Source organism: Butyrivibrio sp. MB2005 (genome assembly GCF_000424285.1).
GTDB lineage: Bacteria > Bacillota > Clostridia > Lachnospirales > Lachnospiraceae > Butyrivibrio.
This window is the reverse complement of sequence record NZ_AUJP01000010.1, coordinates 62,914-87,147: the sequence shown is the minus strand read 5'-3', so window position 1 is coordinate 87,147 and position 24,234 is coordinate 62,914. Positions and strand designations below refer to the sequence as shown.

Sequence of the window (24,234 nt, the reverse complement as noted above, 5' to 3'; positions counted from 1 at the left end):
ATAGAATATACCACAAAACTACATGACGCTCAAGATGTCAATTACAAATTATTTTGTTGGAAAAAGAAACGATATTGCTTAAAATATATATGTGCATTTTTATAAATGGAGGGAGAATTCTTATGGGCAAATCAAAGGTATATTTTACTGACTTCAGAACTCATATTGGCGTGAGCCAGGGCGTTAAGCTTCAAAAACTGCTAAAAGTAGCGGGGATAGATACGATTGATTTTGAGGGTAAGTTTGTAGCTATTAAAATGCATTTTGGCGAGCTTGGCAACTTTTCATATCTTAGACCTAACTATGTGAAGGCAGTTGCTGACCTGATAAAGGAGCTTGGGGGAAAGCCTTTCCTTACGGATTGCAATACCCTTTATCCAGGAAGTCGTAAAAATGCTGTGGATCATCTCTATAATGCAGAGGTAAACGGATTTAACAGTGTTACCACAGGATGCTATGTAATCATCGCTGACGGTCTTAAGGGAACCGATGAGATAAGCGTTCCTGTACCAAACGGCGAATATTGTAAGGAAGCTATAATCGGTCACGCTCTCTATGATGCGGACATAATCATTTCACTGTCTCATTTTAAGGGGCATGAGATGACGGGCTTTGGCGGAGCTATCAAGAATATAGGAATGGGCGGAGGAAGCCGCGCAGGAAAAATGCTTCAGCATAACGACGGAAAACCTTCCGTAAATCCTGATATGTGTAAGAGTTGTAAGCAGTGCGCTAAGGAGTGCGGATCTGATGCTATTTCCTATGAGACAGGAAAAGCTGTGATAGATCAGGATCTGTGTAAGGGCTGCGGAAGATGTATCGGCGCCTGCGTTTTTGATGCAATCCATCCCAACAATGATTCAGCAAAAGAGTCTCTTTGCTGCAAAATGGCTGAATATACCGCAGCTATCGTGAATGATAAGCCCTCATTCCATATAAGCCTTATCATGGATGTATCGCCTAACTGCGACTGTCATGGTGAGAATGATGCGCCTATCCTTCCCAATATCGGAATGTTTGCATCCTTCGATCCTGTTGCTATAGATCAGGCTTGTGCAGATATGTGCCTTGCGGCAGAACCTGTAAGAAACAGTCAGCTTGGAGATAATCTCGCTAAAATGGACTGGCATCGTCATGATGACAATTTTCTTGATAACAATCCAAATGTAAAATGGAAGGAAACTCTGGCTCACGGCGAGAAAATAGGCCTCGGAAGCAGAGATTACGAACTTGTAAAAATCTGAAAATCAGAACCGGATGAGATAGTATCAACTCTGGTTCATTTGTGCTATGATTCATTATTGAAGCTATTTATTATTTTTATGAGGAGAATGGTATGGGAAAAAAGAACTTTTTAAAGAAACCGCCTATGGGGTGGAACAGCTATGATTATTACGATACTACCGTAACTGAGGAGCAGGTTAAAGCCAATGCCAAATATATGGCTGAAAATCTGAAGGAATTCGGTTATGAGTACGTGGTTGTAGACATTGAGTGGTATTCAAAGGATGCAGGCGCAAGACGTGCGGATTTCCAGTATATTCCCTTTGGAAATGATGAGATGGATCAGTTCGGAAGGCTCCAGCCTGCCGTAAACAGATTCCCTTCATCCGCTGATGGAAGTGGTTTTACACATCTTGCGCAGTACGTGCACGACCTGGGGCTTAAATTCGGTATTCACATCATGAGAGGAATCGCAAGACAGGCAGCTCACGATAAGTGCCCTATTCACGGAACACAGTTCACTGCAGATATGGCTGCCGATGCATGGTCTATCTGCGGATGGAATCCTGATATGTACGGTGTAAGGGCAGGTGAAGCAGGACAGGCATACTACGATGATCTTATTAAAATGTATGCTGACTGGGGCGTTGATTTTATTAAGTGTGATGATATCTGCGACAGCTTCCTGTATCCTGACAGCGGCAGAATAAAATTCAGTGGCTATGAAGAGACAAAGATGATTCACAGAGCCATAGAGAAGTGCGGAAGAGATATAGTACTTTCACTTTCTCCCGGACCTGCTCATGTGGACAGAAACTTCTTCTATGAAGAAAATGCCAATATGTGGCGTATTACAGATGACTTCTGGGATGACTGGCGTCTTCTCAAGGAGATGTTCTGGAGATGTGAGACCTGGAATGGCAGAACCTCCAAGGGCAACTATCCTGATTGCGATATGCTTCCTCTTGGACAGCTTGGCTACGGCTTTGGCCAGGAGAGAACTTCTAACCTTACCTTTGACGAAGTAAGAACCATGATGAGCCTTTGGTGCCTGTTCGGATCTCCTCTTATGATAGGTGCAGAACTCACTAAGCTTGATGACGTAAACAAAGCGCAGCTCACCAACAAAGAACTCCTTCGAGTAATGGACGGCAAACACAAAGGCTTCCAGTTCAGAAGAAGCGACGACGAAGCCATCTGGCTCAACATTGACGAAGATGGTACCGAGTTGTTCATCGGTATGTTCAATCTTACTGACAGCGAGAAAGAAGTAACCTGTGATACCGCCCAATTTACAACCGGCGCAGCCATCATCCATTCAGCCTCCAACATAAAGGACGTCTGGACCGGCAAAACCAATGACTGGGATTCTAATGAGCAGAGCATAATATCAGCAAAAATCCCCGCTCACGGCGTAGTAGTCTACAGGTTGTTCTAAACGTAGATTAAAAACATATTGTCTGCTCATTAGCAGCATATATAGGAATATATGACCTACGCATGATGTTATAACTCACAAACTATTTAAGTAAATTTTGAAATACATCTCCTGCCAGCTATTAAACATATATGTTCCACGAAGCTGCGTATAAAAACGTCGGTACTTGGATGGCGTTTTTTGCCATCTTAGTACCGTTACGTTTTTAACCGAGCGAGAGCGTCAGCAGAGAGGAATATATATGTTTATAAAGCAGGCAGGAGGCCCATTCACAAACTCCTTGACATAGTCAGGGAGTTTATTTTATTATGGAATTGCAACCGGTTTCAAATTTCATGAAAGCGTGTGAAATTATGGGAGCCATAGAGAATAAAAGTATCACAATATATGATATTGCCCGTGAGGCTGGTGTTTCACCGGCCACCGTGTCGCGCGTTATGACAAACAGCGCCAACGTACGTGCAGAGAAAAGAAACCGGGTTTTGCAGATAATCGAAAAGTATAACTTTAAGCCCAATGCACTCGCAAAGGGATTATCCGAAACCTCGACCAAATCAATAGGAATAATTGTGGCAGACGTAAGAAACCCTTTCTACGCCCAGCTTTTTGTTGCCTGTGAATCGGCAGCTCAGAAGGCTGGTTACACGGTTTCACTGTACAATTCCTTCGGTGTCACAGAGAATGAGATAGAGCAGCTTGAAATGCTCAGACAGCAGAAGGTTGACGCAATCGTACAGATAGGTGGACGAGTTGACGATCTTGAGACAGACAGGCACTATGGCGAAATCGTAAAGAAGCTGTCAGATACTGTACCCTTCATAGTTACAGGCCGCCTTGATGAAGGTATTCCCAGCTATAGCGTAGAGATTGATGCAAGAAGTGCCACAAGCCTTGTAATGGAACATCTGCTGGCTCTTGGGCATACCAGAATCGCAATAGTTGGTGGACGTCCCGATGTCAGATCCTCCAATGATAAAAAGGTTATTTATACAAATATTCTCAAGGAACACGGAATAGAGGTGAATCCTGACTATATCGTGGATGGCAGCTACTCCATAGAGGATGGCTATGAGTCCATGAAGAAGATAATGCAGCTTCCCAAGCTCCCTACGGCTATTATTGCCATCAACGATTTCACAGCTGCAGGTGTTGTCCGTGCCATAGGAGACAGCGGATATCGTATTCCACAGGACTTTTCTGTAGCCAGTTTCGATAATACTTATATCTCAGAGGTAATGATCCCTAAGCTTACCAGCGTGGATTATAACTACGAAAGTTTTGGTAAATGCCTTATTGAAACAGCCATTGCGGTTTCAAAGGGTGAAGAAGTTCCCCGCTGGCAGAACGTTGAGCCTACCCTGGTGAAGCGTGAGAGCAGCGGACCAAGCAGAGCCTAAGGCAAAAGGCGCTGTAATGTAGAATGGGTTTGGAAGACTGAAACAAGTTTGAAACACGTGAATAGATTTGAAACGCGTTTCAGAGTATATGAACAAAATATTAACGACAAAAGAATATAAAATGAACGCAAAAGGTCAATAGTTAAGAGGTGCTAATTTGAAGCACCTCTTTTTGTATATAATCAACAAATCTGAATCCGGTTTCAAAAAAATCATTGACGATATGACAGCACTATGTTTAAATACAACTATGAAACCGGTTGCAAATTGGTTAAAATAACAACGTATAGAACGTAAAAGGAAAGTGAATTTAGATGAGTAAATCAAATAGCGCGGAAGCAATAGCAGTACCGCACAAAAAGAGAGGCTTTTTTGGCAACATCATAAAATACAGAACTTTGATTCTGATGTGCATTCCGGCAATTGTTTTCTTCTTCATGTTCAGCTACATGCCGCTGCCGGGAATATGGGTTGCATTTGTAAAATACAACTATGGAAAGGGAATATTCGGAAGTAAGTTCATAGGACTTGCCAATTTCGAATTCCTTACATCATCCGGAAAGCTTTGGTCCCTTACAAAGAACACCATTCTTTACAACCTGGCTTTCATTATCCTGGGTAATGTGCTTGCGATCATCATGGCAATTCTTCTTAATGAGATGCAGGCAAAGATATTTAAGAAGGTTTCACAGACAATGATGTTCCTTCCTTACTTCATTTCACAGGTTCTTGTAGGAGTTCTGGTATTCAACCTTCTGAACTACGATACAGGATTTGTAAACGGAATACTTGAAGTTTTGGGAATGGAAAAATGGCAGCCTTACGCTGATCCAAATGTATGGCCGGTTCTTCTGGTTATCATTTATCTCTGGCAGCAGACAGGATATAACTCAGTAGTATACTTCGCAGCAATTTGCGGAATAGATGCAGAAATCATAGAGGCATCCAAGGTTGATGGAGCAAACGCGTTCCAGAGAATCAGATACATCATTCTTCCAAGCCTTAAGCCTACAATCATTATTTTGCTCTTGTTCGCACTTGGCGGAATCGTAAAAGGTAACTTCGGTCTGTTCTACAACATAGTAGGAACCAATTCACTCCTCTATGATACGACAGACATTATCGAGACCTTCGTTTACAGAGCTACAATGACAGACTTTAACTTCTCAACAGCTTCGGCAGTTGGTCTTTATCAGTCACTTGTTGGATTTGTAATCGTTATGGTAGTTAACGGGGTTATCAAGAAGATCGATCCTGAATATTCATTATTCTAATTGGGAGCAGAAAAATGGCAAAGAAAAAAGATTTAGATTTAATGGAAAGCGGGGCCAAGGTAAAAATTGGCGCAACCGATATGGTTGTCCGCGGAATAGGTTATTTCCTTACAACCTTTTACGCACTGGCCTGTATTTTTCCTTTCCTTATAATTTTGGCATCAAGCTTTACTTCAGAGAATTACATAAGACTTCACGGAGTACAGCTGATACCGCACGAGTTTACTTTCAAAGCATACGAGATGGTTACAAAGAGCGGACTTATCTGGAAGTCATACGCACTTACAATCACAATGACACTGGTTGGAACAATAGTAGGACTTTCAATCATCTCAATGACAGGATATGCGCTTCAGCGTAAGGATTTCCCTTTCAGAAATGCAATATCCTTCTACATTTACTTTACAAGCCTTTTCTCAGCAGGCCTTGCACCATACTACCTGCTGATGACTCAGACATATCACTTAAAGGACAGCTACTTCGCAGTACTTCTTCCTTTGATGATGTCACCCTGGCTGATCATTCTCATGAAGAACTTCGTTAAGCAGATTCCTCACGAGATCACAGAGTCAGGAAAAATCGACGGAGCAGGAGATATGGTCATTTTCGTAAGACTGGTTCTCCCCATGCTTAAACCGGCACTTGCAACAATCGGACTTTTCCTTGCACTTGGCTATTGGAACGAGTGGTATCAGTCATCACTTTTCCTTTCAAGTAAGGTAGATGTAAAGCCACTTCAGTACAGCCTTTACGAGATTGTTAACAAGACACAGGCTCTTAAACAGTCAGTAGCAGGCCAGTATATTTCACTTACCGATCTGCCTACAGAGACTGTAAAGATGGCAAACGCAATGCTTGCTACAGGACCTATCGTACTTCTTTATCCGTTTGTACAGAAATACTTCATCGGCGGTATCACCGTTGGTGCGGTAAAAGGCTGAGAACACTTGGCGAGGTATTTTCGAGCCTAGTGTGAACGTGTTCCGGCGAGCGTAGCGAGAGCGGAACTTCCTTATTTAGATCTTTACTCGAAACGAGTTCAGATATACACTATTCATTTTTAATAGGAGGGATTTGAAATGAAAAAAAAGGTATTGTCAGTTTTACTGAGTACTGCAATGGTATTCTCACTGGCTGCCTGCGGTGGTTCATCAAACGGTGGTGATAGCGCTGCAGACAAGACGGAGGCTACCACAGAAACAGCTGCAGAAGATACCGCTGCAGCAGAGACAGCTGAGTCAACAGAAGAAACAACAGAAGAGGCAGGCGAGGCTACAGAGGCAGCTGCATCTGATATTGATACTTCTGAGCACGTAGTTATCAACTACATGACAACAGGTGACAGACCTGATGGAAAGTCTGCTGAGCGTCTTGATGAGATGCTTGCAAAGCTCAATGAGATCCTCACCGAGAAGGTTAACGCTGAGCTTCAGATCTACTACATTGAGTGGACAGATTATCTTGCAAACTACAACCTTACACTTGCACAGATGGATGGTTCTGTAGACCTTGTTGGTACAGCATCTGACTGGCTTGATGCATGGCCGAATGCAAAGAACGGCGCTTTCCTTGCACTTTCAGAGGATATGCTTAAGACATATGCTCCCAAGACATGGGCTAGCGTACCTGCTGATCACTGGGAAATGTGTAAGTATGACGGTGACATCTATCTGATGCCCGAAGATAACTACGCACAGTGGACAAACCACGGATTTACATATCGTCTTGACTGGGCTAGAGATGCAGGCCTTGCAGACGGTGTACACAGCTGGGAAGACCTTACAACATACTTCAAGTTCGTAAAAGAGAATCATCCGGAACTCAAAGCAGTTTGGGATTCTGACGGAACACAGTATGCACAGATGGCTAACGGCTGGATTGCTTCACACACTAACTTCGTAGCTATCGATGGTCTTGCAACAGGCGCTCTTTGGGGTGGTACAAAGGATGATCTTTACACAGTTGTCACACCTGTTATGACAGAGACAGATTCACTTGTTGATTATGCAAAGATGATGAAGGAGTGGGATGAGATCGGTGTATGGCCTACAGACGTTCTTAACAACACATCTTCACAGAACAGAGATGAGTACCGTGTAGGTCAGGTTGCAGCTGAGCAGCACCACACACAGACATGGACAGATCTTTGCTCAAAGACAGAAGCTAACACAATTTATGCTGATGATGAGAAAGCTGAGTCAGGCTTCTTCTACTTCGGTGAAGAGACAGACAACGTAGTAGCACTTTCAATCACACACGGTGCTATGGCAGTTTCTGCAGCATCTGAGCACCCTGAGAGAGCACTTATGGTTTATGACCTTATCAGAAACGATCCTGAGTGCTACAAGCTCTTCAACTATGGTATTGAAGGGGTTTCTTATGAGATCAACGATGAAGGTCTCAGAACAACTCCTGAAGGATACGATTCCTCAACCGACAACATCAATGGTATGACTAACTACTGGTGGGGACGTAACGACGATATCGAGATCAGAGATGCAAGCCGTAACTGGGATAAGATCGATGAACTCTATGCTAAGTATGACAAGGTTAAGATTGACTATCCTTATGGACAGTTCGTACCTGATGTAGACAGCATTCAGGCTAAGATCGACAACTGTAACGAAGTTTACACAAACTACATGAAGCAGATCTCATTCGGTAAGTACACAGGTACTGCTGAGGAAATCGTAGCTGAGATGCAGGATGCTCTTGCACAGGCAGGTATCGCAGATGTAGCTGCTGAACTTCAGACACAGATGGATGCACTCTATAAGTAATCACCTGGCGCGATTCTTTCGAGCTTAGTGTACTACTTAGTTCTGGCGAATGCGAAGCATGAGAGCAGAACACTACTTGATACATTAAATCAAAAGGGAATACCGGTATACCATAGCTGGTATTCCCCTTTTTTTAATGAATAGGAATTATTAAATTATGAGTAGATTTCAAATAAAAGACAAGTTTTACCTTGATGGAGAACCATTTAAGATAATTTCAGGATCTTTTCACTATTTCCGTACTGTCCCTGAGTATTGGAGAGATAGATTATTAAAATTGAAAGCAATGGGTGGAAACACCGTTGAGACATATATTCCGTGGAACATGCATGAGCCCCAAAGAGGCGAATTTAACTTTGAAGGGATGCTGGATCTTGAGCGATTTATAAAGCTTACCGAAGAAGTGGGGCTTAAGCTGATACTTCGCCCTTCGCCTTATATCTGTGCAGAGTGGGAATTCGGAGGACTTCCTGCATGGCTCCTTAAAGAAGATGGCATGAGACTCAGAGTTAATTACGAGCCTTTCATGAAAGAGGTTGAAGCTTATTATGATGTTCTTTTACCCATCATCACAAAGTATCAGATAGATAATGGTGGCAATGTGATTCTGATGCAGATTGAGAATGAGTATGGCTATTATGCAAACGATAAGAGCTATATGCAGCGCATGATGGATATCATGAAAAAGCATGGTGTCACCATACCTTTTATCACAAGTGACGGACCTTATCCGGAGAGTTTAAATGGTGGCACTTTAGAAGGTGCGCATCCTACAGGTAATTTTGGATCGAGAACAGAAGAACGTTTTAAGGTTCTTGAGAACTTCACAAAGGGCGGTCCGCTTATGTGTGCCGAGTTCTGGGTTGGCTGGTTTGACCATTGGGGAAACGGCGGTCACATGACAGGCAATCTTGAAGAGAGTGTAAAAGACCTTGATAAGATGCTTGAGCTTGGTAATGTTAATATTTACATGTTTGAGGGTGGCACCAACTTCGGCTTCATGAACGGAAGTAACTACTATGATGAACTCACCCCGGATGTTACCAGCTATGACTACGACGGAATCCTCACAGAGGATGGACAGATAACAGAAAAATATAGAAGGTATAAGGAAGTTATTTCTAAATATACCGAGATTCCCGAGGTGCCTGAGCTTGAAGAATCAGTCATAAAAAGAGGTGCCTACGGCGATCTTAAATGTGAAGAGAAGGTAAGTCTTTTCTCGGTACTTGATGACATCAGCATTAAGAACACAAGCGTATATCCTGTCAGCATGGAGAAGCTTGATCAGAGCTATGGATATATTCTCTATCATTCAACTCTGGAAACAGAGGATGCCATTGCGAAAATCCGTCTTTGGGATACGGCTGACAGAGCTAATATTCTTGTAGACAAAAAGCCTCTCATAACACTTTACGATCTTGAACTTGCAAAGGAGGCAGAAATCTTATCTGATGAGGAAATCGCTAAGGCTATGGCACTTCCTGTAGAAGATCAGATGAAGCTGTCTCAGCGTGGCAAGGACCTTGATATCCTTGTTGAAAACATGGGAAGAGTTAACTTTGGTCCCCGTATGGAGCATCAGAGAAAAGGTATAGGTCAGTGTGTTCAGATAAACGGACACATGCACAATAACTGGGATATGTATACACTTCCTCTTGATAATGTAGATAAGGTAGATTTCTCTAAGGATTATATCGAGGGTACACCTGCATTCTATAAATTCACATTTGAAGCAGATGAATGTGTCGACACCTTCCTTGATTTTGAAGGTTGGGGCAAGGGTTGCGCTTTCTTAAACGGCTTTAACCTTGGAAGATATTGGGAGATTGGTCCTCAGAAGAGACTTTATATCCCTGCACCTCTTATCAAAAAGGGAAAGAACGAGATAATCATGTTTGAGACTGAGGGTAAGGTTAGAGATACCATCACTCTTAAGGATGAGCCGGATATAGGCTGATATATGAAAAGAATTAGCGGACAGGCTTTGAGCAATTCAGAGCTTGTCTGTTTTTTTCATTTCATGGATAAACTATGAAATCCTATTTAAAGATAGTATTGGCCATACAATCAGTGTTATTATTGTTAATGACTTAATCACTTTACTTAAATGGCGAAAGGAATACTTATATAATGGCAGAATTAACACAGAGAACAGATTATGATTTACTGGCACTGCAGGCTAAAGGAATGCTGGAGGAAGAGCCCTGGTATACAGCTGCCATGAGCAATCTCTCAGCACTTTTGATGGATACAATGGAAAAGCTCAACTGGGCCGGCTTCTATATAATGAGAGATGGAAGGCTTGTGGTTGGTCCCTTTCAGGGAAAGCCTGCCTGCATACATATTGCGGTAGGGAAGGGCGTTTGCGGAACTGCGGTAGCTGAGGATAAGCTGCAGCTTGTTCCCGATGTTCATCAGTTCCCGGGACACATAGCATGCGACAGCGCATCGGAGTCAGAAATTGTTGTGCCGATCCATCATAACGGAGAGATCGTTGCCGTGCTTGATATCGACAGCCCAATAAAGGAGCGCTTTGATGAGACAGACGCAGAGGGACTTCAGAAATTCGTGCAGATAATTGAAGAAAATATCAGTTGGGAATAATAGGAGGAAATTCACAATGATAGAAGCTCTTAAGGATTTTGATGCAAATAAAAAAATCGATGAAATCGTAGCATGGATAAGACAGTGGTTTGAGGAAAACGGAAGCGGAGCAAACGCTGTTATCGGATTATCCGGCGGCAAAGATTCCACAATTGTAGCTTCGCTCCTTGTGAAAGCTCTTGGAAAAGAGAGGGTTGTGGGCGTACTTATGCCTGACGGTGAGCAGAAGGACATAGATGACTCAAAAAGAGTAGCAGAGCTTCTTGGAATTAAGCATTTCATAGTTAATATTAAGCCTGCAACTGATGGCTTTTATGAGGCTCTTGAAAAGAGCGGTGCACAGCTTTCAAAGGATGCCAGAATCAATACTCCTCCGAGAATCAGAATGTCTACACTTTATGCAATTGCGCAGTCACTTCCCGGAGGCGGAAGAGTTGCAAATACCTGTAATAAATCAGAGGACTATGTTGGATATTCCACAAAGTATGGCGATGCTGCGGGAGATTTTAGTCCCTGCTCTGATTTTACAGTTACAGAGATGCGCATGATAGGTGATGCTTTGGGGCTCCCTAAAGAACTTATTCACAAAACACCTTCAGATGGCCTTTCAGGGATGTCTGATGAAGATAAGCTTGGCTTTACCTATGATGAGCTTGATACCTATATTTTTACAGGTGTTTGTGAGGATCAGGCCAAGAAGGAAAAGATTGAGCGACTTCACAAAATCAATCTTCATAAATTACAACTTATGCCTATGTATCATCAGTGATACTGTGCAGTCTTATTTTGACAACTTCGCTCAAAATGAGGCTGCATTTTCTTTGTGTTTAAAAATATAATTGCAAGTATATTCTATATAGGAAGGCAAATTTTCAAAAAATAGCGCAAAAACACGCAAAATAACTGTTTAATCCTTGCGCTATCACTGTTTAGCCCTTAGAATAGAAATATGATGTGAGGGGATAGTGTTAACGTTTGTTCTGAACACTGGCACATTAAATTCTATTTATTCAAAGAGGGGTAATCACTATGGCACAAACCAATATGTTGGCTATGATACTGGCCGGTGGTCGTGGAAGTAGATTGCATGACCTTACTAACAAGGTTGCCAAACCTGCTGTAGCGTATGGTGGAAAGTATCGAATCATCGATTTTCCGCTGAGCAACTGCGCAAACAGCGGAATCGACATCGTAGGAGTACTTACTCAGTATGAGTCTGTACTTCTGAACAGCTATGTTGCTGCGGGAGGCAGATGGGGACTGGACACCAAGGATAGTGGTGTTTTTGTTCTTACACCAAGAGAAAAAGCAGATTCAGGTCTGGATGTATATCGCGGAACCGCTGATGCGATTTCTCAGAACATTGACTTTATCGATGCCTATGATCCGGAATATCTTCTGGTTCTTTCCGGAGACCACATCTATAAGATGAACTATGATAAGATGCTGGCATTTCATAAGGCAAATAAGGCAGACGCAACTATTGCAGTGCGCGGAGTGCCTATTAAGGAAGCAAGCAGATTCGGTATCATGAATACCGGTAAAGATAATATGATCATCGAGTTTGAGGAAAAGCCCGCTAAGCCTAAGAGCAATCTGGCTTCAATGGGTATCTATATCTTCAACTGGAAGACCATGAGGAAGATGCTTATTGAGGATATGAAGAATCCCAATTCCAGCCATGATTTTGGTAAGGACTTCATACCTGTAATGCTGAGTGAGGGCAAGGCTCTCTACGCATACGAATTCTCAGGCTACTGGAAGGATGTTGGAACCATCGATTCCCTTTGGGAAGCTAACATGGATCTTCTGGACAGCGAGAATGAGCTGGATCTGGATGATACATCCTGGAAGATCTATTCCGAGGATACAGGAATTACACCTGCATATATTGCTGAGACAGCAAAGGTAGACAGGGCATATATTAACCAGGGAGCTGCCATTGGCGGAGAGGTTAAAAACTCTGTTATTTTCTCTAATGTTAAGATCGCACCCGGTGCCAAGGTTATTGATTCTGTGCTGATGCCGGGAGTAACGGTTTACGAGGGCGCGACAGTTACAAGGGCACTTGTAGCCGACAACGTAAAGATCGGTAAGGATGCCAGGGTTGGAAGCAGTAAGAGCGAGGAAATCCTTCTCGTAGCAAAGAATGTGAAGGGGGAGGATAAAAATGGCAAAGAATAAAGCTTTTGGTGTTATAAATTCAGCAGCAAATTATATAAGAGTAGAGGGACTTCATGATTACAGACCAATAGGTGCGTTTGCGTTCCTTGGACGTTTTCGTATGATCGATTTCCCTATTTCCAATTTCAGCAACAGTGGATTCGACAGAATTCATGTTTACCTTAACAGCAGACCACGTTCTATCGTTGAACATATCGGTTCCGGCCGTCATTACAACATCAACTCCAAGAGGGGCGGTATACAGATGATGTTCACACAGAACAACGGTGCAAGCTCAATCTACAACACAGATATCAACGGATATCTTGAGAACATTGAGCAGATTGAGCGTATGCATCAGGACTACGTTGTTATAGCACCCAGCTACATGGTTTTCAAACAGAACTTCCAGGAACTTCTGGATGAGCATGTTAAATCAGGAACGGATGTCACTGTCTTGTACCACAAGGTTGATCAGGCAAAAGAGTACTTCAGAGGCTGTAACTGCATCACTCTTAACAAGCAGAAGGGTGTTCAGAAAATTGAGCGCAACATGGGCACTGCAAAGGATAAGCTTATCAGCATGGATACCTATGTAATGTCCAAGGAGATGTTCATATATCTTATTAAGAAGGCTAAGAGAGAGTCTTCTGCATATTCTCTGGCAGATATGATCGGTCTCGAGTGCAATGATCTTGATATAAGAGGATATCAGCACAAGGGATACTTCGCAGCTATCACAAGTTTGGATGATTATTATCGTTCAAATATGGAACTGCTTGATTATGCAACGTCAACAGATTTCTTCAAGGCGGACTGGCCCTTCTATACAAGGACTACAGATGCATGCCCGTCACAGTATTTCCATGGTTCTAAAGTAACCAACTCTATGATATGTAATGCATGTCTGATCGAGGGAACTGTTGAGAATTCAATTATTGGACGTAATGTCCACATCGGTAAGGGAGCGATAGTTAAAAATTCAATCATACTTGCTTATTCAGATATAGCAGACGGCGTATATATCGAGAATGCTGTAATTGATAAGTGGGCTGATATAAAGAATGTCAAGAAGCTGGTATCAGATTCTATTACACCTGCGTATGTAAAGAGGAATGACATTTTGTAAAACTTCCCTCCCTATATAGAGAAGTCTTACTAAAATTACCGGCATGGCGCAAGCTGTGCCGGGTTTTTATAATATAGATGACCGGAGAATTTCCATAAATTATGAGGGCGGAATATGGACTTTCAGGGATATGTAAATCTTGTTAATAAGGCATGCTGTGTTATGTCCATAAAAAAGGACAAGGACGATATAGGCGAGATAAGGATAGTCTGCGCCAATGACATGTATAAAAAGTCTATGGGCGAGGACAGATATCATGACAATATGCTCTACAGCGACCTGGTGCCAAAGGACAGGAAATTTGACCAGTTTGTCTACGATACGGCAATAGAGGGAAAGCCCAGGCACACCTATGTTGAGACCAAGGCTTTGGAGTCATGGACCGATATGATACTGATTCCCCTTGTTCAGGATGAGGAATACGGTTATTGTCAGTTTATGTTTGAGTTTACCAAGGATCCCGATCCTGACAGGCTTGCCAATGTAAATATTGATACCGCAGCAGAGGTTATCAAGAATTGTGCTATTTTCAGGTCCGCGGATAATTTCCTTGTTGCGCTTTCAAGTGTGACGGAGAACCTCAGAAAAAAGAGCGATGCAGAGAGATGCGTTGTAATCGGCCTTCAGGAAGAGATTAAAAAGGTCTCGGTTCTCAGTGAGAGTATCATGGATGGCTATAAGCCCATGAGAGAAATCCTGCCTACGATCCCCTATGAGGTTGTAACCTCATGGATAGATACCGTGGGCGACAGTAACTGCGTCATTGTATCAACGGAAGCCGATATGGCAGCTCTTGAAAAAAGAAACCCTGAATGGGTTAAGAGCCTCAGACATGAAGAGGTTTACAGCATCTGCTTTTATCCTATGTTTCAAAACCAAAGGCCTATCGGATATCTCTATGTTGTCAATTTCGACACCATGAGACTTGCTGAGATTAAAGAACTGATAGAGCTTACTTCATTTTTCACAACATCTGAGCTCATAACCTATAACCTCATGAAAAAGCTTGAGGATATGAGCAGCCTTGATATGCTTACAGGCGTTGCCAACAGAAATGCCATGAATAACCGTGTGGATCAGTTTGTGGTTGATGCAAATCTGTCACATACACCTTACGGCGTGGTTTATATTGATCTTAATGGTCTTAAAAGGGTGAATGACAGATATGGCCATGAAGCCGGAGATCAGATGCTTCTTAACGGAGCGCAGATAATTGCTACGGTTTTCAGAGGTGATGAAGTATATCGTGCAGGCGGAGATGAATTTACTGTAATTTCTTTTAGCAATGAAGAGGAATTTTATGCTAAAGTAGAGAGGTTGAGGGATAAAATGTCTTATCCAAATGATATTACCTGTGCGGCGGGTTCTTATTATGCCCCTATCGGCGGAGATATCAGAAAAGCCATGAGCATAGCCGACGCAGCAATGTATCTGGATAAGGAAGTTTTTTATGAGGAACATCCCGAACTGAAAAGCAGATAAACAGCAATGATTTACAGGAGGCATTATGGGAGGATTTTTCGGAGTAGCATCACGTGAGAGTGCGGTTTTTGATCTTTTCTATGGAACCGACTATCATTCACATCTCGGCACACGCCGCGCAGGTCTTGCAGTATATGACAAGAAGAAGGGCTTTGACCGTTCTATTCATAACATTGAGAGATCTTATTTCAGACCCAAATTCGAGGACGACATGCTTCGAATGGAGGGTAATCTTGGTATTGGCTGCATTTCTGATTTCGAGCCGCAGCCGCTTATCGTACGTTCACACCACGGCACCTATGCCATTACAACCGTAGGTAAAATCAATAATATCGACGAGATTACCAATAAGCTTTTTGCGGATAACCGATCTCACTTCCTGGAGATGAGTGGAGGCGATATCAATCCCACAGAGCTTGTTGCTTCTATAATTAACCAGAAGGTTACTATCGTTGAGGGTATCCGTTACGCTCAGGAGATCATTAAGGGATCCATGACCATGCTGGTTATGACTCCTGATGGAATCTATGCTGCAAGAGACAGATACGGAAGAACCCCGGTGGAGATAGGCCATAAGGATGAAGGCTTCTGCGTATGCTTTGAGAGCTTTTCATACCTTAATCTTGGATATGATCCCTACAGAGAGCTTGGCCCCGGCGAGATAGCCTATATCACACCCGAGAGTGTGGAAATCGTTGCTCCTGCCTTTGAGGAGATGAGAGTCTGTACATTCCTTTGGATTTACTATGGATTCCCGGCATCTGCCTATGAGGGACTGAATGTAGAGGACGTCAGATACGGCTGTGGTAAAAAGCTTGCTCAGCGCGATATGCAAAGAGGACTTCACCCTGATCTTGTAGCGGGTGTTCCGGATTCAGGCGTAGCTCATGCAATTGGCTATTCCAATGCATCAGGCATTCCTTATTCAAGACCTTTTGTAAAGTACACACCCACTTGGCCAAGGTCATTTATGCCTACAGTTCAGGCAAGACGTGATCTGATCGCCAAGATGAAGCTTATTCCTATCAATCAGCTCATCAAGAATAAGAGCCTTCTTCTTATAGACGATTCAATTGTAAGAGGAACACAGCTCCGTGAGACCACAGAGTTCCTGTATAAGAGCGGTGCCAGCGAGGTTCATATAAGACCTGCATGTCCGCCCCTTATCTATGGCTGTAAGTATCTTAACTTCTCGAGATCCAATTCTGAGATGGAGCTTATAACCAGAAGAGTAATTGAGAAGCTTGAGGGCTATCCGAAGCCCGGAGAAGAGACTGTAAGAAAGTATACAGATCCCGATTCACCCCAGTACGAGGCAATGCTTGAAGAAATCAGAAAGGAACTCAACTTTACATCCCTTCATTACCATAGACTTGATGATATGGTAGAGGCTATTCCTATTGAACCCTGCAAGCTGTGTACATATTGTTGGAGCGGAAAAGAGTGATAAATACTACTTTTTACAAAGTTTCAATAGCTTAATTGTACAAGAATACTGAGAATTTTTTGAATAGTTTCACCAAAAAGCGATAAAATAGGGAAAAATTCGACTTCAAATGCTAAAAAAGGCTTGTTTTTCAATAATTTCAATGCTAACATAGTCAATGTAGTTAAATTTTCTTATTTTTGGAGGAAAAAAATATGAACAAGACAGAATTAGTAGAAGCAATTGCAAAGGAGACAGGTCTTTCTAAGAAGGATTCTGAGAAGGCTGTAAAGGCTTTCGTTGATGTTGTTTCAAAGCAGCTCAAGAAGAAGGACAAGGTTCAGCTTGTTGGCTTTGGTACATTCGAGACATCTAAGAGAGCAGCTAGAACAGGTAAGAACCCTCAGACTGGCGAAAGCATCAAGATTCCTGCTTCAATCGCTCCTAAGTTTAAGGCTGGTAAGGCTCTTAAGGATCTTGTTAATAAGAAATAATTTATACTTATGTATAGGCCGGCAGTCAGATGACTGCCGGTCTTTTCTTTTGCGGTAAATATGGGTAAAATAGAGATAAGTTTTGCTAAAGATATTTACTTATTTTTAGGAGGGTATGAGAATGGTTAGAGATGGTAAGGTTTGGATAGCAAATGCAGATGATGGTGAAGCGCTTTATCTGCTTCCTAAAATGGCTAACAGACATGGACTTATCGCCGGTGCTACAGGTTCAGGAAAAACTGTTACTTTGAAAGTTCTGGCAGAATCCTTCAGTGATATGGGAGTGCCGGTTTTTCTTGCTGATGTTAAGGGCGACCTGGCAGGCATGATAAACGAAGGCAGTGGCATGGAAGAGAGAATAGAGCGATTCGGTCTCTCCGGCACCGGCTATGAATATAAAAAATACCCGGTTAATTTCTGGGATCTTTTCGGAGAAAAGGGAATCCAGCTTCGCACCACGATTACAGAGATGGGCCCCATTCTTCTTTCGAGAATTTTAGGACTTAATGACCTTCAGTCCGATATCCTCACAATTGCGTTTAAAATAGCAGATGACAACGGATGGCTTTTGTTCGATACCAAGGATCTCAAGGCTCTGTTAAATGAGCTTTCAGAGCACAATAAGGACTATGCTGCAGAATATGGTAAGATGAGTCCTGTATCAATCAGCGCTATCCTCAGAAGTGTGGTTGCACTTGAGACTCAGGGAGGAGAGACCTTCTTTGGTGAGCCTGCACTTAACCTCACAGACTGGTTTACAACAGACACAAACGGAAGAGGAATGATCAATATTCTTGATTCCGAGAGCCTTATTCACAATGGTGTTCTTTATTCCACATTCCTTCTTTGGATGCTGTCAGAGCTGTTTGAGACACTTCCTGAGGTGGGAGATCTTGAGAAGCCCAAGATGGTATTCTTCTTTGATGAAGCACATCTTCTTTTCAAGGATACCTCAAAGGCTCTGCTTGATAAGATAGAGCAGGTTGTTAAGCTTATCCGTTCAAAGGGTGTTGGTGTGTATTTCATCACTCAGAATCCAAGGGATATTCCGGACGGCGTTCTTGCGCAGCTTGGTAATAAGATTCAGCATGCCCTTCATGCATATACTCCTGCAGATCAGAAGGCTGTTAAGGCAGCTGCTGAGTCCTTCCGTGAGAATCCTGATTTCAAGACCTTTGATGTAATCATGGAGCTTGGAACAGGAGAGGCCGTGGTATCCTTCCTTGATGAGGGCGGCATTCCTACGATTGCCAGAAGAGCATTTATCCTGCCTCCTCAGAGTAAGATCGGAACAATAGATGATTCTTCAAGAGACAATACCATTAAGGGAAGTCTTCTTTACAGTAAATATGCAAAAGCGGTAGACAGCGATTCTGCTTACGAGATGCTTCTTAGGAAGGGCGTATTAGACGCTGAGGAAGCAGCAAAAGCAAAGGCTGAAGCAGAAGCTGCCAAGGCTAAGGCAAAGGAAGAGGCCGCTGCTGCAAAGGCTGCTGAGAGAGAAGCTGCAGCTGAAGCAAGAAAAGAAGAAAGAGAAAAACAACAGGCTGCAAATGCCAAGAAGCGTGCGGCAAAATCAGTAGCATCCTCAGTTTCCGGAACTGTGGGAAGAGAGGTGGGCAAATCAGTGGGTGCCGGCTTTGGTAAGTTTGGTAAAACTCTTGGCGGTAATCTTGGCGCCAGCCTTGGAAGAGGTATTATAGGTACACTCTTCAAACTATAAACAGATTGAGAGCGATTTTATGTGGTTTCTTTTAATAGCGGCTTTTTTCATTTTTGCCGCTTGTGTATCCATTCATTTTAATGAAAGCATGTGTGATGTCCTGCCCGTTACAGGGGCAGGACTGATCCTGTCTTTATACATACTTGGATTATTTGATGCATTACCGGTTATATTTCCCGCGGCATGCATTTTTATTCTTGTATTTATTTTTGCAATCATCAGATCTGAATCAAAAAGGCGTAAGCTTCTTCTTTCAGAAATAGGGAAAAGACTCGTATCTCCGGCGACACTTACTTTTATTGTGGTGTCGGCAGTTGTTACATTTCTTACAAAGGATCAGATCTTTTCCTGGTGGGATGATATCAATTTCTGGTCCTCGGATGCGAAGCAGATTTTTTATCTGAATGGATTCCCGGGAAAATATGGGAATGTTTCTCCTGAATTTGGTGATTATCCCCCGGTTACATCCTTATTCAAATGGATATTTTTGCAGTTGTCAGGGGATGTATATAAAGAGGGTCTTCAGTTTTCAGGATATTATGTGCTGAGCTTTTTGATGCTTCTTCCTCTTGTTAAGTTTGTAGAGAAGGCAGGCAAAAAGCTCCTTACAGTTCTTTTTACTTTGGCAGTATTTATGATTCCCGGAATCGTTAATGGAATCGTATTTTATGGAACACCTGCGGATATCACCATGGGACTTGTGTATGGAGCACTTCTCTGCGCTATTTGGGACAGGGAAGGTCATACGAACATCTTCTATTTCGGAAGGATTGCCGTCTATACTTCAGTGCTGTTTTTGACAAAATCTGTGGGTATAGAGTGGGCTGTATTTGCACTGATTTTCTGGTTTCTTTTGTATAAAAAGGATTTTGGTATCTTCAAGGCAGCTGTTCCTGCAGCACTTTTTTACGGAAGCTGGCTTTTGTTTTGCCTGATAAACAGGCGTGTTGCCAAGGTAACGGGACTTGGAATAAAGATGGCAACAGGCTCTTATGCTGTGCCTGCAAATGCTATGGACAAGGCAAGATACTTTTTCCTTGGCCTTTGGACCATGCCTATGCATGCAGATCACAACATCACGTTTGATCTTCCGATTGGCGGAATGTTTATTGTGATTCTGGCAGCTCTTGTTTTGCTGATTAAAAAAGGTGCATTTAAGAAGGGTGAAGCAAAGGCGGTTTCGGTATTCTTTGGACTTACCTTTGTGGTTACCTACGGACTTATTTTTGTCGCCCATGTATCGCTGTTCCAGTCAGAGGATCAGTATCTTGATGCCTTTGCCATGACCAATTCCATCGCAAGGTACGGCGCACCTTTTATTTTGGGATGTATGTATCTTCTTATCATGGCTGCTCTTAAGTGGGCTGTGGCAGGAGAAGGCAGCACAGGAAAAATAAAAGCAGGGAATGGACTTTTAGGTTCATCTTATTTTGGAGTTGTATACTCTGTTATAGTGATTTTTATATTGCTGACTGCCGATTATACCGGAACAGCTTACGGGCTGCATGGCTATAGAGCTACAGTTGCCGATAAGGCAAAGTACAACTCTGACATGATAGATGAAGGCGCAGCGCATTTCCTTGAGACCATAGATGGAAGAGAGGAGCTGTGGGGGCACCGCGTTCTGAATATCAGAAGCAGCAGCTTTAATCACTGGGTACATGACACATATCTGAGTAAAGAAGCATCTCCTGTGCCTGTTATTTATGAGACACTTATGGATGATGATACGTTGCAGTCCATGACAGATAAGATTGTGAATTCTCATGCGGAATATCTGTATGTGGAGCCCCAGGAGAGAGAATCTCTTAAGGTTTTTGATTCTTTTATGAAGGATGGACAGCAGTTTAGCACAGGTCATGTGTATAAGATAGAGAGAATAAATGGTGGAGTTTTATTAAATGACTAATGAAGTAATACCGGTAATAATACCCTCATACGAACCGGACGAGAAGCTTATAAAGCTTTTGTCTGAATTAAAGGCAGCAGAAGTTTCGCCGGTTATAGTGTATGACGATGGCTCTGATGAATCGTTATATGGAGGCTATTTTAAGAAGGCTGAGATAGAATACGGTGCTGTGATTCTAAGGCATGCCGTGAATCTTGGAAAGGGTCGTGCTCTGAAGGATGCCTTTAATTACTGCCTTAATGAGTATAGGGATCTTATCGGAGTGGTGACTGCTGATTCCGACGGACAGCACAGCATAGAGGATATAAAGAAGTGCATGAAGGCTTTAAAGGAGAATCCGAAGGCACTTGTTATGGGCGTAAGAGATTTTGATAAATCCGGAATTCCCGCAAGGTCTGTCTTTGGCAACAAGGTTACAAGTAAGGTTATGTCCATACTGGCAGGGGTCAGTGTATGCGACACCCAGACAGGGCTGAGGGCAATTTCCAAGAGCTTTATGGAAAAGCTGCTTAGCTGCAATGGCGAGAGGTTTGAATTCGAGACCAACATGCTCCTTATGACCAAGGATGAGGAGATTAAGATAGTCGAAGTACCGATTAAGACAATTTATATTGAGGAAAATAAAACCAGTCATTTCAGACCCATACAGGATTCGGCTATGATCTATGCGGTATTTCTTAAGTTCCTTTTTTCATCCTTGTCATCAAGCGTAGTAGATATGGTGATGTTTGCCATATTCTGCGGGATTTTCAGAGGAATAGCGGGGATTCCTTTTGGATATATCATGGTTTCCACAGTATGTGCCCGCGTTATTTCGGCGATCTACAACTTTTTGATAAATTACAAGGTTGTATTTAAGGGGAAGGGAAGTAAAACAAGAGCCGCTGTTCGCTATGTGATACTGGCGGTTATCATCATGCTTCTTAGTGGAACACTGGTAAGCTTTTTCCACAGTATGGTACCGAATTCACCGGAATTATATGTAAAGATCCCGGTTGACTGCATTTTGTTTCTTATGAGATTTGTGGTACAAAGGGAAATCGTTTATAAGTAAAGGATATGTGTAATGAAGAATAACAAGAGACGTCCCAAGATGTCTAAGACCTATTCAACCGGAATGATAGTGCTTTTGTTTTTCTGCGCTATGTATATAATTATCTACCCACAGTTCGCCACCTGGCAGGAAGTGGAGGATGACGCGAATTCAGGAGTGGTATCATCCTTTGCGGTTGTAGAGGATGATAGCAATTCAGGAGTGACATCGTCCTTCGAAGAGACAAGGGATAATAGCGATTCAGGAGAGACCTCATCCTTAGCAGCTACCGAGGATGATGCCACAGCAGCGGCAATTGAGGCTATTGAACAGAAGAATGAATATCGCTACTTCAGGACTAAGAAGCAGCGTGACAGTCACTATGATAAGCACGGTATCGAGATGGGCTTTGACAGTCCGGAGGCATACCTTGATGCTGCCAATGCTCTTATCAATAATCCTGAAGCCCTTCATAAGTATGAGGCAGAGGATGGTGATGATGTCTACTATCTTGAAGCAACCGACGAGATAGCCTTTGTCTCCACAGACGGCTATATCCGTACATATTTTATCTGTAGTGGCAAAGACTACTACGATCGTCAGTGATGAAAATCTGCGCCGGAACTTTTACTGAAAACAAAGTTTCATCGCGGATTAATTTGTTGAGCGAAAGGAAACTGTTTGGTATAATTTGGTTTGTTGAGGGGAAGAAAAAAGTGATTTCTCAGTAAGGGAAGTTAAAGGGGAAATTGTAATGAAGAGATTTTGGGGGAAGTTTGTAATTTCAGGCGCAGTTTTACTGTGTCTTTTTTTAGTGTTTGGACGTTCGTCCATCAGTTCCCAGGCAAAAGTCATTGTTAATCCGGAAAAAGGAATGCTTTATAGTGGCAGAAGATTTAATACCATAATTAAAGAGCATGCCAATCAGGTAGTTATCGGGACATCAGAAGATACGATAATTGATTCAATTATATTTACAAATAATAAGAAAAGAATAGAAAAATTGCCTACCAAGGTGGCTGTAGGAAACGATGTCTATGCATATTTTACCGAAGACAGGAACGTAATATATGTATACAGCCCCGATAAGATTAAGTTTAATCCTGATTGTGACTTTATGTTTGCCTCATTCAGGACTTTGGATAATATAAGTTTTGATGATGAGGTAGTAGATACTTCTCAGGTAACAACCATGGAATGTATGTTTTACAGGGCAGGCCAGATCGGGTGGCTGTATTTGGATGATTTCGATACATCAAATGTAGAAGATATGCGTTCAATGTTTAGTGGATGTTATCGTTTAAATCACTTGGATTTATCGGCATTTGATACATCAAAGGTAAAAGACATGAATCGTATGTTCTTGAATTGTACATCCTTAAGTGGTGTAAATCTCAGCGGTTTAACGATCCGTGAGGACACCGATGTCACTTCCATGCTTAATACAGGCAGTGACTTCGCGTGTGTTATTTCGCCCAAAAAGACTGCCAAGTTCATAGATATGTATACAGAAATGGCAATAGACAATAACGATGATGAATATGCTGATTCTGACCAGATATATACAGCAATACCTCCTTCTGATAAAAGCAACATATACCGTAATGCAAGGTTACTGAAAAAGAAGCCTGCAGAACCGGACAGTCCCAAAGAAGATACAAAAACCAATACTAAAAATGCAGATAAAACTGCAGATAAAACAGCATCTTCCGGAAATACATTTTCAGATTCAGGAATCACTTATCAGATTATTGGCGATAAGAAGGTAATGGTTACTTCTATAACCGCAAAGGGAAGCGTTAAGCTTGGAAAGGTTACACATAACGGCGCAGAGTACAGTGTCTGCGCTATAGCTGACAATGCCTGCAAGGGTAATACACGAATTAAAAAGCTTACCATCACTTCAAAATTGGAATCTGTAGGAAAGAATGCATTCAAGGGCTGCAAGAAGCTCTCGAAGATTACTATTAGCTGCAACAAAAAGCTTAATGTCGGTAAAGGGGCTTTCAAGAAGCTTAAAAAGGGAGCAACAATTAAGGTTAATGGCGTGAAAGGAAGCGCAAAGAAAAAGGTTATTTCAAGAATCAAAAAGCAGACTAATGCATCTGTAAAGTAAGAGAGCAGGCCTGGGATAACAGGAAAGGTCTTAATGATT

Annotated in this window: 19 protein-coding genes; all 19 read left to right on the top strand. The window is 42.4% G+C overall.

Annotation, left to right across the window (positions count from 1 at the left end):
• The first annotated feature begins 122 nt into the window (after nt 1-122).
• The 19 genes from G610_RS0106060 (at nt 123) to G610_RS22015 (ending at nt 24,195) form a co-directional block, all read left to right on the top strand.
• Nucleotides 123-1,244 (top strand): DUF362 domain-containing protein, encoded by a 1,122-nt coding sequence (locus G610_RS0106060; protein WP_026524082.1) that lies wholly within the window; start codon nt 123-125, stop codon nt 1,242-1,244.
• Between the two features lie 92 nt (nt 1,245-1,336).
• Entirely contained in the window at nt 1,337-2,662 is a 1,326-nt protein-coding gene (locus G610_RS0106055) for a glycoside hydrolase family 27 protein (protein WP_026524081.1), read from the top strand.
• 308 nt (nt 2,663-2,970) lie between these two features.
• On the top strand, nt 2,971-4,059 hold the full coding sequence (locus G610_RS0106050) for a LacI family DNA-binding transcriptional regulator (RefSeq protein ID WP_242829618.1): 1,089 nt from the start codon (nt 2,971-2,973) through the stop codon (nt 4,057-4,059).
• Between the two features lie 314 nt (nt 4,060-4,373).
• On the top strand, nt 4,374-5,333 hold the full coding sequence (locus G610_RS0106045) for an ABC transporter permease (RefSeq protein WP_026524079.1): 960 nt from the start codon (nt 4,374-4,376) through the stop codon (nt 5,331-5,333).
• A 14-nt stretch (nt 5,334-5,347) separates the two neighbouring features.
• On the top strand, nt 5,348-6,274 hold the full coding sequence (locus G610_RS0106040) for a carbohydrate ABC transporter permease (protein ID WP_081667266.1): 927 nt from the start codon (nt 5,348-5,350) through the stop codon (nt 6,272-6,274).
• A 138-nt stretch (nt 6,275-6,412) separates the two neighbouring features.
• Nucleotides 6,413-8,113, top strand: coding sequence for an ABC transporter substrate-binding protein (locus G610_RS0106035; RefSeq protein WP_026524077.1), 1,701 nt, complete (start codon nt 6,413-6,415; stop codon nt 8,111-8,113).
• Nucleotides 8,114-8,270: 157 nt separating this feature from the next.
• Nucleotides 8,271-10,073, top strand: a complete 1,803-nt coding sequence (locus G610_RS0106030) for a glycoside hydrolase family 35 protein (protein WP_026524076.1) — start codon at nt 8,271-8,273, stop codon at nt 10,071-10,073.
• Between the two features lie 173 nt (nt 10,074-10,246).
• Nucleotides 10,247-10,720 carry a GAF domain-containing protein gene (locus G610_RS0106025; RefSeq protein ID WP_026524075.1) on the top strand — a complete coding sequence of 158 codons (474 nt, stop codon included), beginning with the start codon at nt 10,247-10,249 and terminating at the stop codon, nt 10,718-10,720.
• A 16-nt stretch (nt 10,721-10,736) separates the two neighbouring features.
• On the top strand, nt 10,737-11,489 hold the full coding sequence (nadE, locus tag G610_RS0106020; protein WP_035797088.1) for an NAD(+) synthase: 753 nt from the start codon (nt 10,737-10,739) through the stop codon (nt 11,487-11,489).
• A 260-nt stretch (nt 11,490-11,749) separates the two neighbouring features.
• Nucleotides 11,750-12,904: a glucose-1-phosphate adenylyltransferase gene (locus G610_RS0106015; RefSeq protein WP_026524073.1), complete on the top strand. Its 1,155-nt coding sequence runs from the start codon at nt 11,750-11,752 to the stop codon at nt 12,902-12,904.
• Nucleotides 12,891-14,012: a glucose-1-phosphate adenylyltransferase subunit GlgD gene (glgD, locus tag G610_RS0106010; RefSeq protein WP_035797086.1), complete on the top strand. Its 1,122-nt coding sequence runs from the start codon at nt 12,891-12,893 to the stop codon at nt 14,010-14,012. The genes G610_RS0106015 and glgD overlap by 14 nt, the downstream gene beginning before the upstream one ends.
• A 114-nt stretch (nt 14,013-14,126) precedes the next feature.
• Nucleotides 14,127-15,494 carry a GGDEF domain-containing protein gene (locus G610_RS0106005; RefSeq protein ID WP_026524071.1) on the top strand — a complete coding sequence of 456 codons (1,368 nt, stop codon included), beginning with the start codon at nt 14,127-14,129 and terminating at the stop codon, nt 15,492-15,494.
• Between the two features lie 25 nt (nt 15,495-15,519).
• The gene (locus G610_RS0106000; RefSeq protein WP_026524070.1) at nt 15,520-16,941 is read left to right on the top strand and encodes an amidophosphoribosyltransferase; all 1,422 of its coding nucleotides are present in this window, start codon (nt 15,520-15,522) and stop codon (nt 16,939-16,941) included.
• A 194-nt stretch (nt 16,942-17,135) separates the two neighbouring features.
• Nucleotides 17,136-17,414, top strand: coding sequence for an HU family DNA-binding protein (locus tag G610_RS0105995; RefSeq protein ID WP_026494293.1), 279 nt, complete (start codon nt 17,136-17,138; stop codon nt 17,412-17,414).
• A 121-nt stretch (nt 17,415-17,535) separates the two neighbouring features.
• Nucleotides 17,536-19,137 (top strand): helicase HerA-like domain-containing protein, encoded by a 1,602-nt coding sequence (locus G610_RS0105990; protein ID WP_026524069.1) that lies wholly within the window; start codon nt 17,536-17,538, stop codon nt 19,135-19,137.
• Between the two features lie 19 nt (nt 19,138-19,156).
• On the top strand, nt 19,157-21,046 hold the full coding sequence (locus tag G610_RS0105985; RefSeq protein ID WP_026524068.1) for a hypothetical protein: 1,890 nt from the start codon (nt 19,157-19,159) through the stop codon (nt 21,044-21,046).
• Entirely contained in the window at nt 21,039-22,100 is a 1,062-nt protein-coding gene (locus G610_RS0105980) for a bifunctional glycosyltransferase family 2/GtrA family protein (RefSeq protein ID WP_026524067.1), read from the top strand. Before G610_RS0105985 ends, G610_RS0105980 begins: the two co-directional genes overlap by 8 nt.
• A gap of 12 nt (nt 22,101-22,112) precedes the next feature.
• Complete coding sequence (locus tag G610_RS22020) at nt 22,113-22,685, top strand: hypothetical protein (protein WP_051197724.1); 573 nt, start codon at nt 22,113-22,115, stop codon at nt 22,683-22,685.
• Nucleotides 22,686-22,833: 148 nt separating this feature from the next.
• Nucleotides 22,834-24,195, top strand: coding sequence for a BspA family leucine-rich repeat surface protein (locus G610_RS22015; protein WP_026524066.1), 1,362 nt, complete (start codon nt 22,834-22,836; stop codon nt 24,193-24,195).
• The last annotated feature ends 39 nt before the right edge of the window (nt 24,196-24,234 follow it).

Excerpts from the sequence above, each read along its gene's own strand:
- G610_RS0106060 (WP_026524082.1), top strand. The coding sequence starts at position 123 with ATGGGCAAATCAAAGGTATATTTTACTGACTTCAGAACTCATATTGGC.
- G610_RS0106055 (WP_026524081.1), top strand. The coding sequence starts at position 1,337 with ATGGGAAAAAAGAACTTTTTAAAGAAACCGCCTATGGGGTGGAACAGC.
- G610_RS0106050 (WP_242829618.1), top strand. The coding sequence starts at position 2,971 with ATGGAATTGCAACCGGTTTCAAATTTCATGAAAGCGTGTGAAATTATG.
- G610_RS0106045 (WP_026524079.1), top strand. The coding sequence starts at position 4,374 with ATGAGTAAATCAAATAGCGCGGAAGCAATAGCAGTACCGCACAAAAAG.
- G610_RS0106040 (WP_081667266.1), top strand. The coding sequence starts at position 5,348 with ATGGCAAAGAAAAAAGATTTAGATTTAATGGAAAGCGGGGCCAAGGTA.
- G610_RS0106035 (WP_026524077.1), top strand. The coding sequence starts at position 6,413 with ATGAAAAAAAAGGTATTGTCAGTTTTACTGAGTACTGCAATGGTATTC.
- G610_RS0106030 (WP_026524076.1), top strand. The coding sequence starts at position 8,271 with ATGAGTAGATTTCAAATAAAAGACAAGTTTTACCTTGATGGAGAACCA.
- G610_RS0106025 (WP_026524075.1), top strand. The coding sequence starts at position 10,247 with ATGGCAGAATTAACACAGAGAACAGATTATGATTTACTGGCACTGCAG.
- nadE (WP_035797088.1), top strand. The coding sequence starts at position 10,737 with ATGATAGAAGCTCTTAAGGATTTTGATGCAAATAAAAAAATCGATGAA.
- G610_RS0106015 (WP_026524073.1), top strand. The coding sequence starts at position 11,750 with ATGGCACAAACCAATATGTTGGCTATGATACTGGCCGGTGGTCGTGGA.
- glgD (WP_035797086.1), top strand. The coding sequence starts at position 12,891 with ATGGCAAAGAATAAAGCTTTTGGTGTTATAAATTCAGCAGCAAATTAT.
- G610_RS0106005 (WP_026524071.1), top strand. The coding sequence starts at position 14,127 with ATGGACTTTCAGGGATATGTAAATCTTGTTAATAAGGCATGCTGTGTT.
- G610_RS0106000 (WP_026524070.1), top strand. The coding sequence starts at position 15,520 with ATGGGAGGATTTTTCGGAGTAGCATCACGTGAGAGTGCGGTTTTTGAT.
- G610_RS0105995 (WP_026494293.1), top strand. The coding sequence starts at position 17,136 with ATGAACAAGACAGAATTAGTAGAAGCAATTGCAAAGGAGACAGGTCTT.
- G610_RS0105990 (WP_026524069.1), top strand. The coding sequence starts at position 17,536 with ATGGTTAGAGATGGTAAGGTTTGGATAGCAAATGCAGATGATGGTGAA.
- G610_RS0105985 (WP_026524068.1), top strand. The coding sequence starts at position 19,157 with ATGTGGTTTCTTTTAATAGCGGCTTTTTTCATTTTTGCCGCTTGTGTA.
- G610_RS0105980 (WP_026524067.1), top strand. The coding sequence starts at position 21,039 with ATGACTAATGAAGTAATACCGGTAATAATACCCTCATACGAACCGGAC.
- G610_RS22020 (WP_051197724.1), top strand. The coding sequence starts at position 22,113 with ATGAAGAATAACAAGAGACGTCCCAAGATGTCTAAGACCTATTCAACC.
- G610_RS22015 (WP_026524066.1), top strand. The coding sequence starts at position 22,834 with ATGAAGAGATTTTGGGGGAAGTTTGTAATTTCAGGCGCAGTTTTACTG.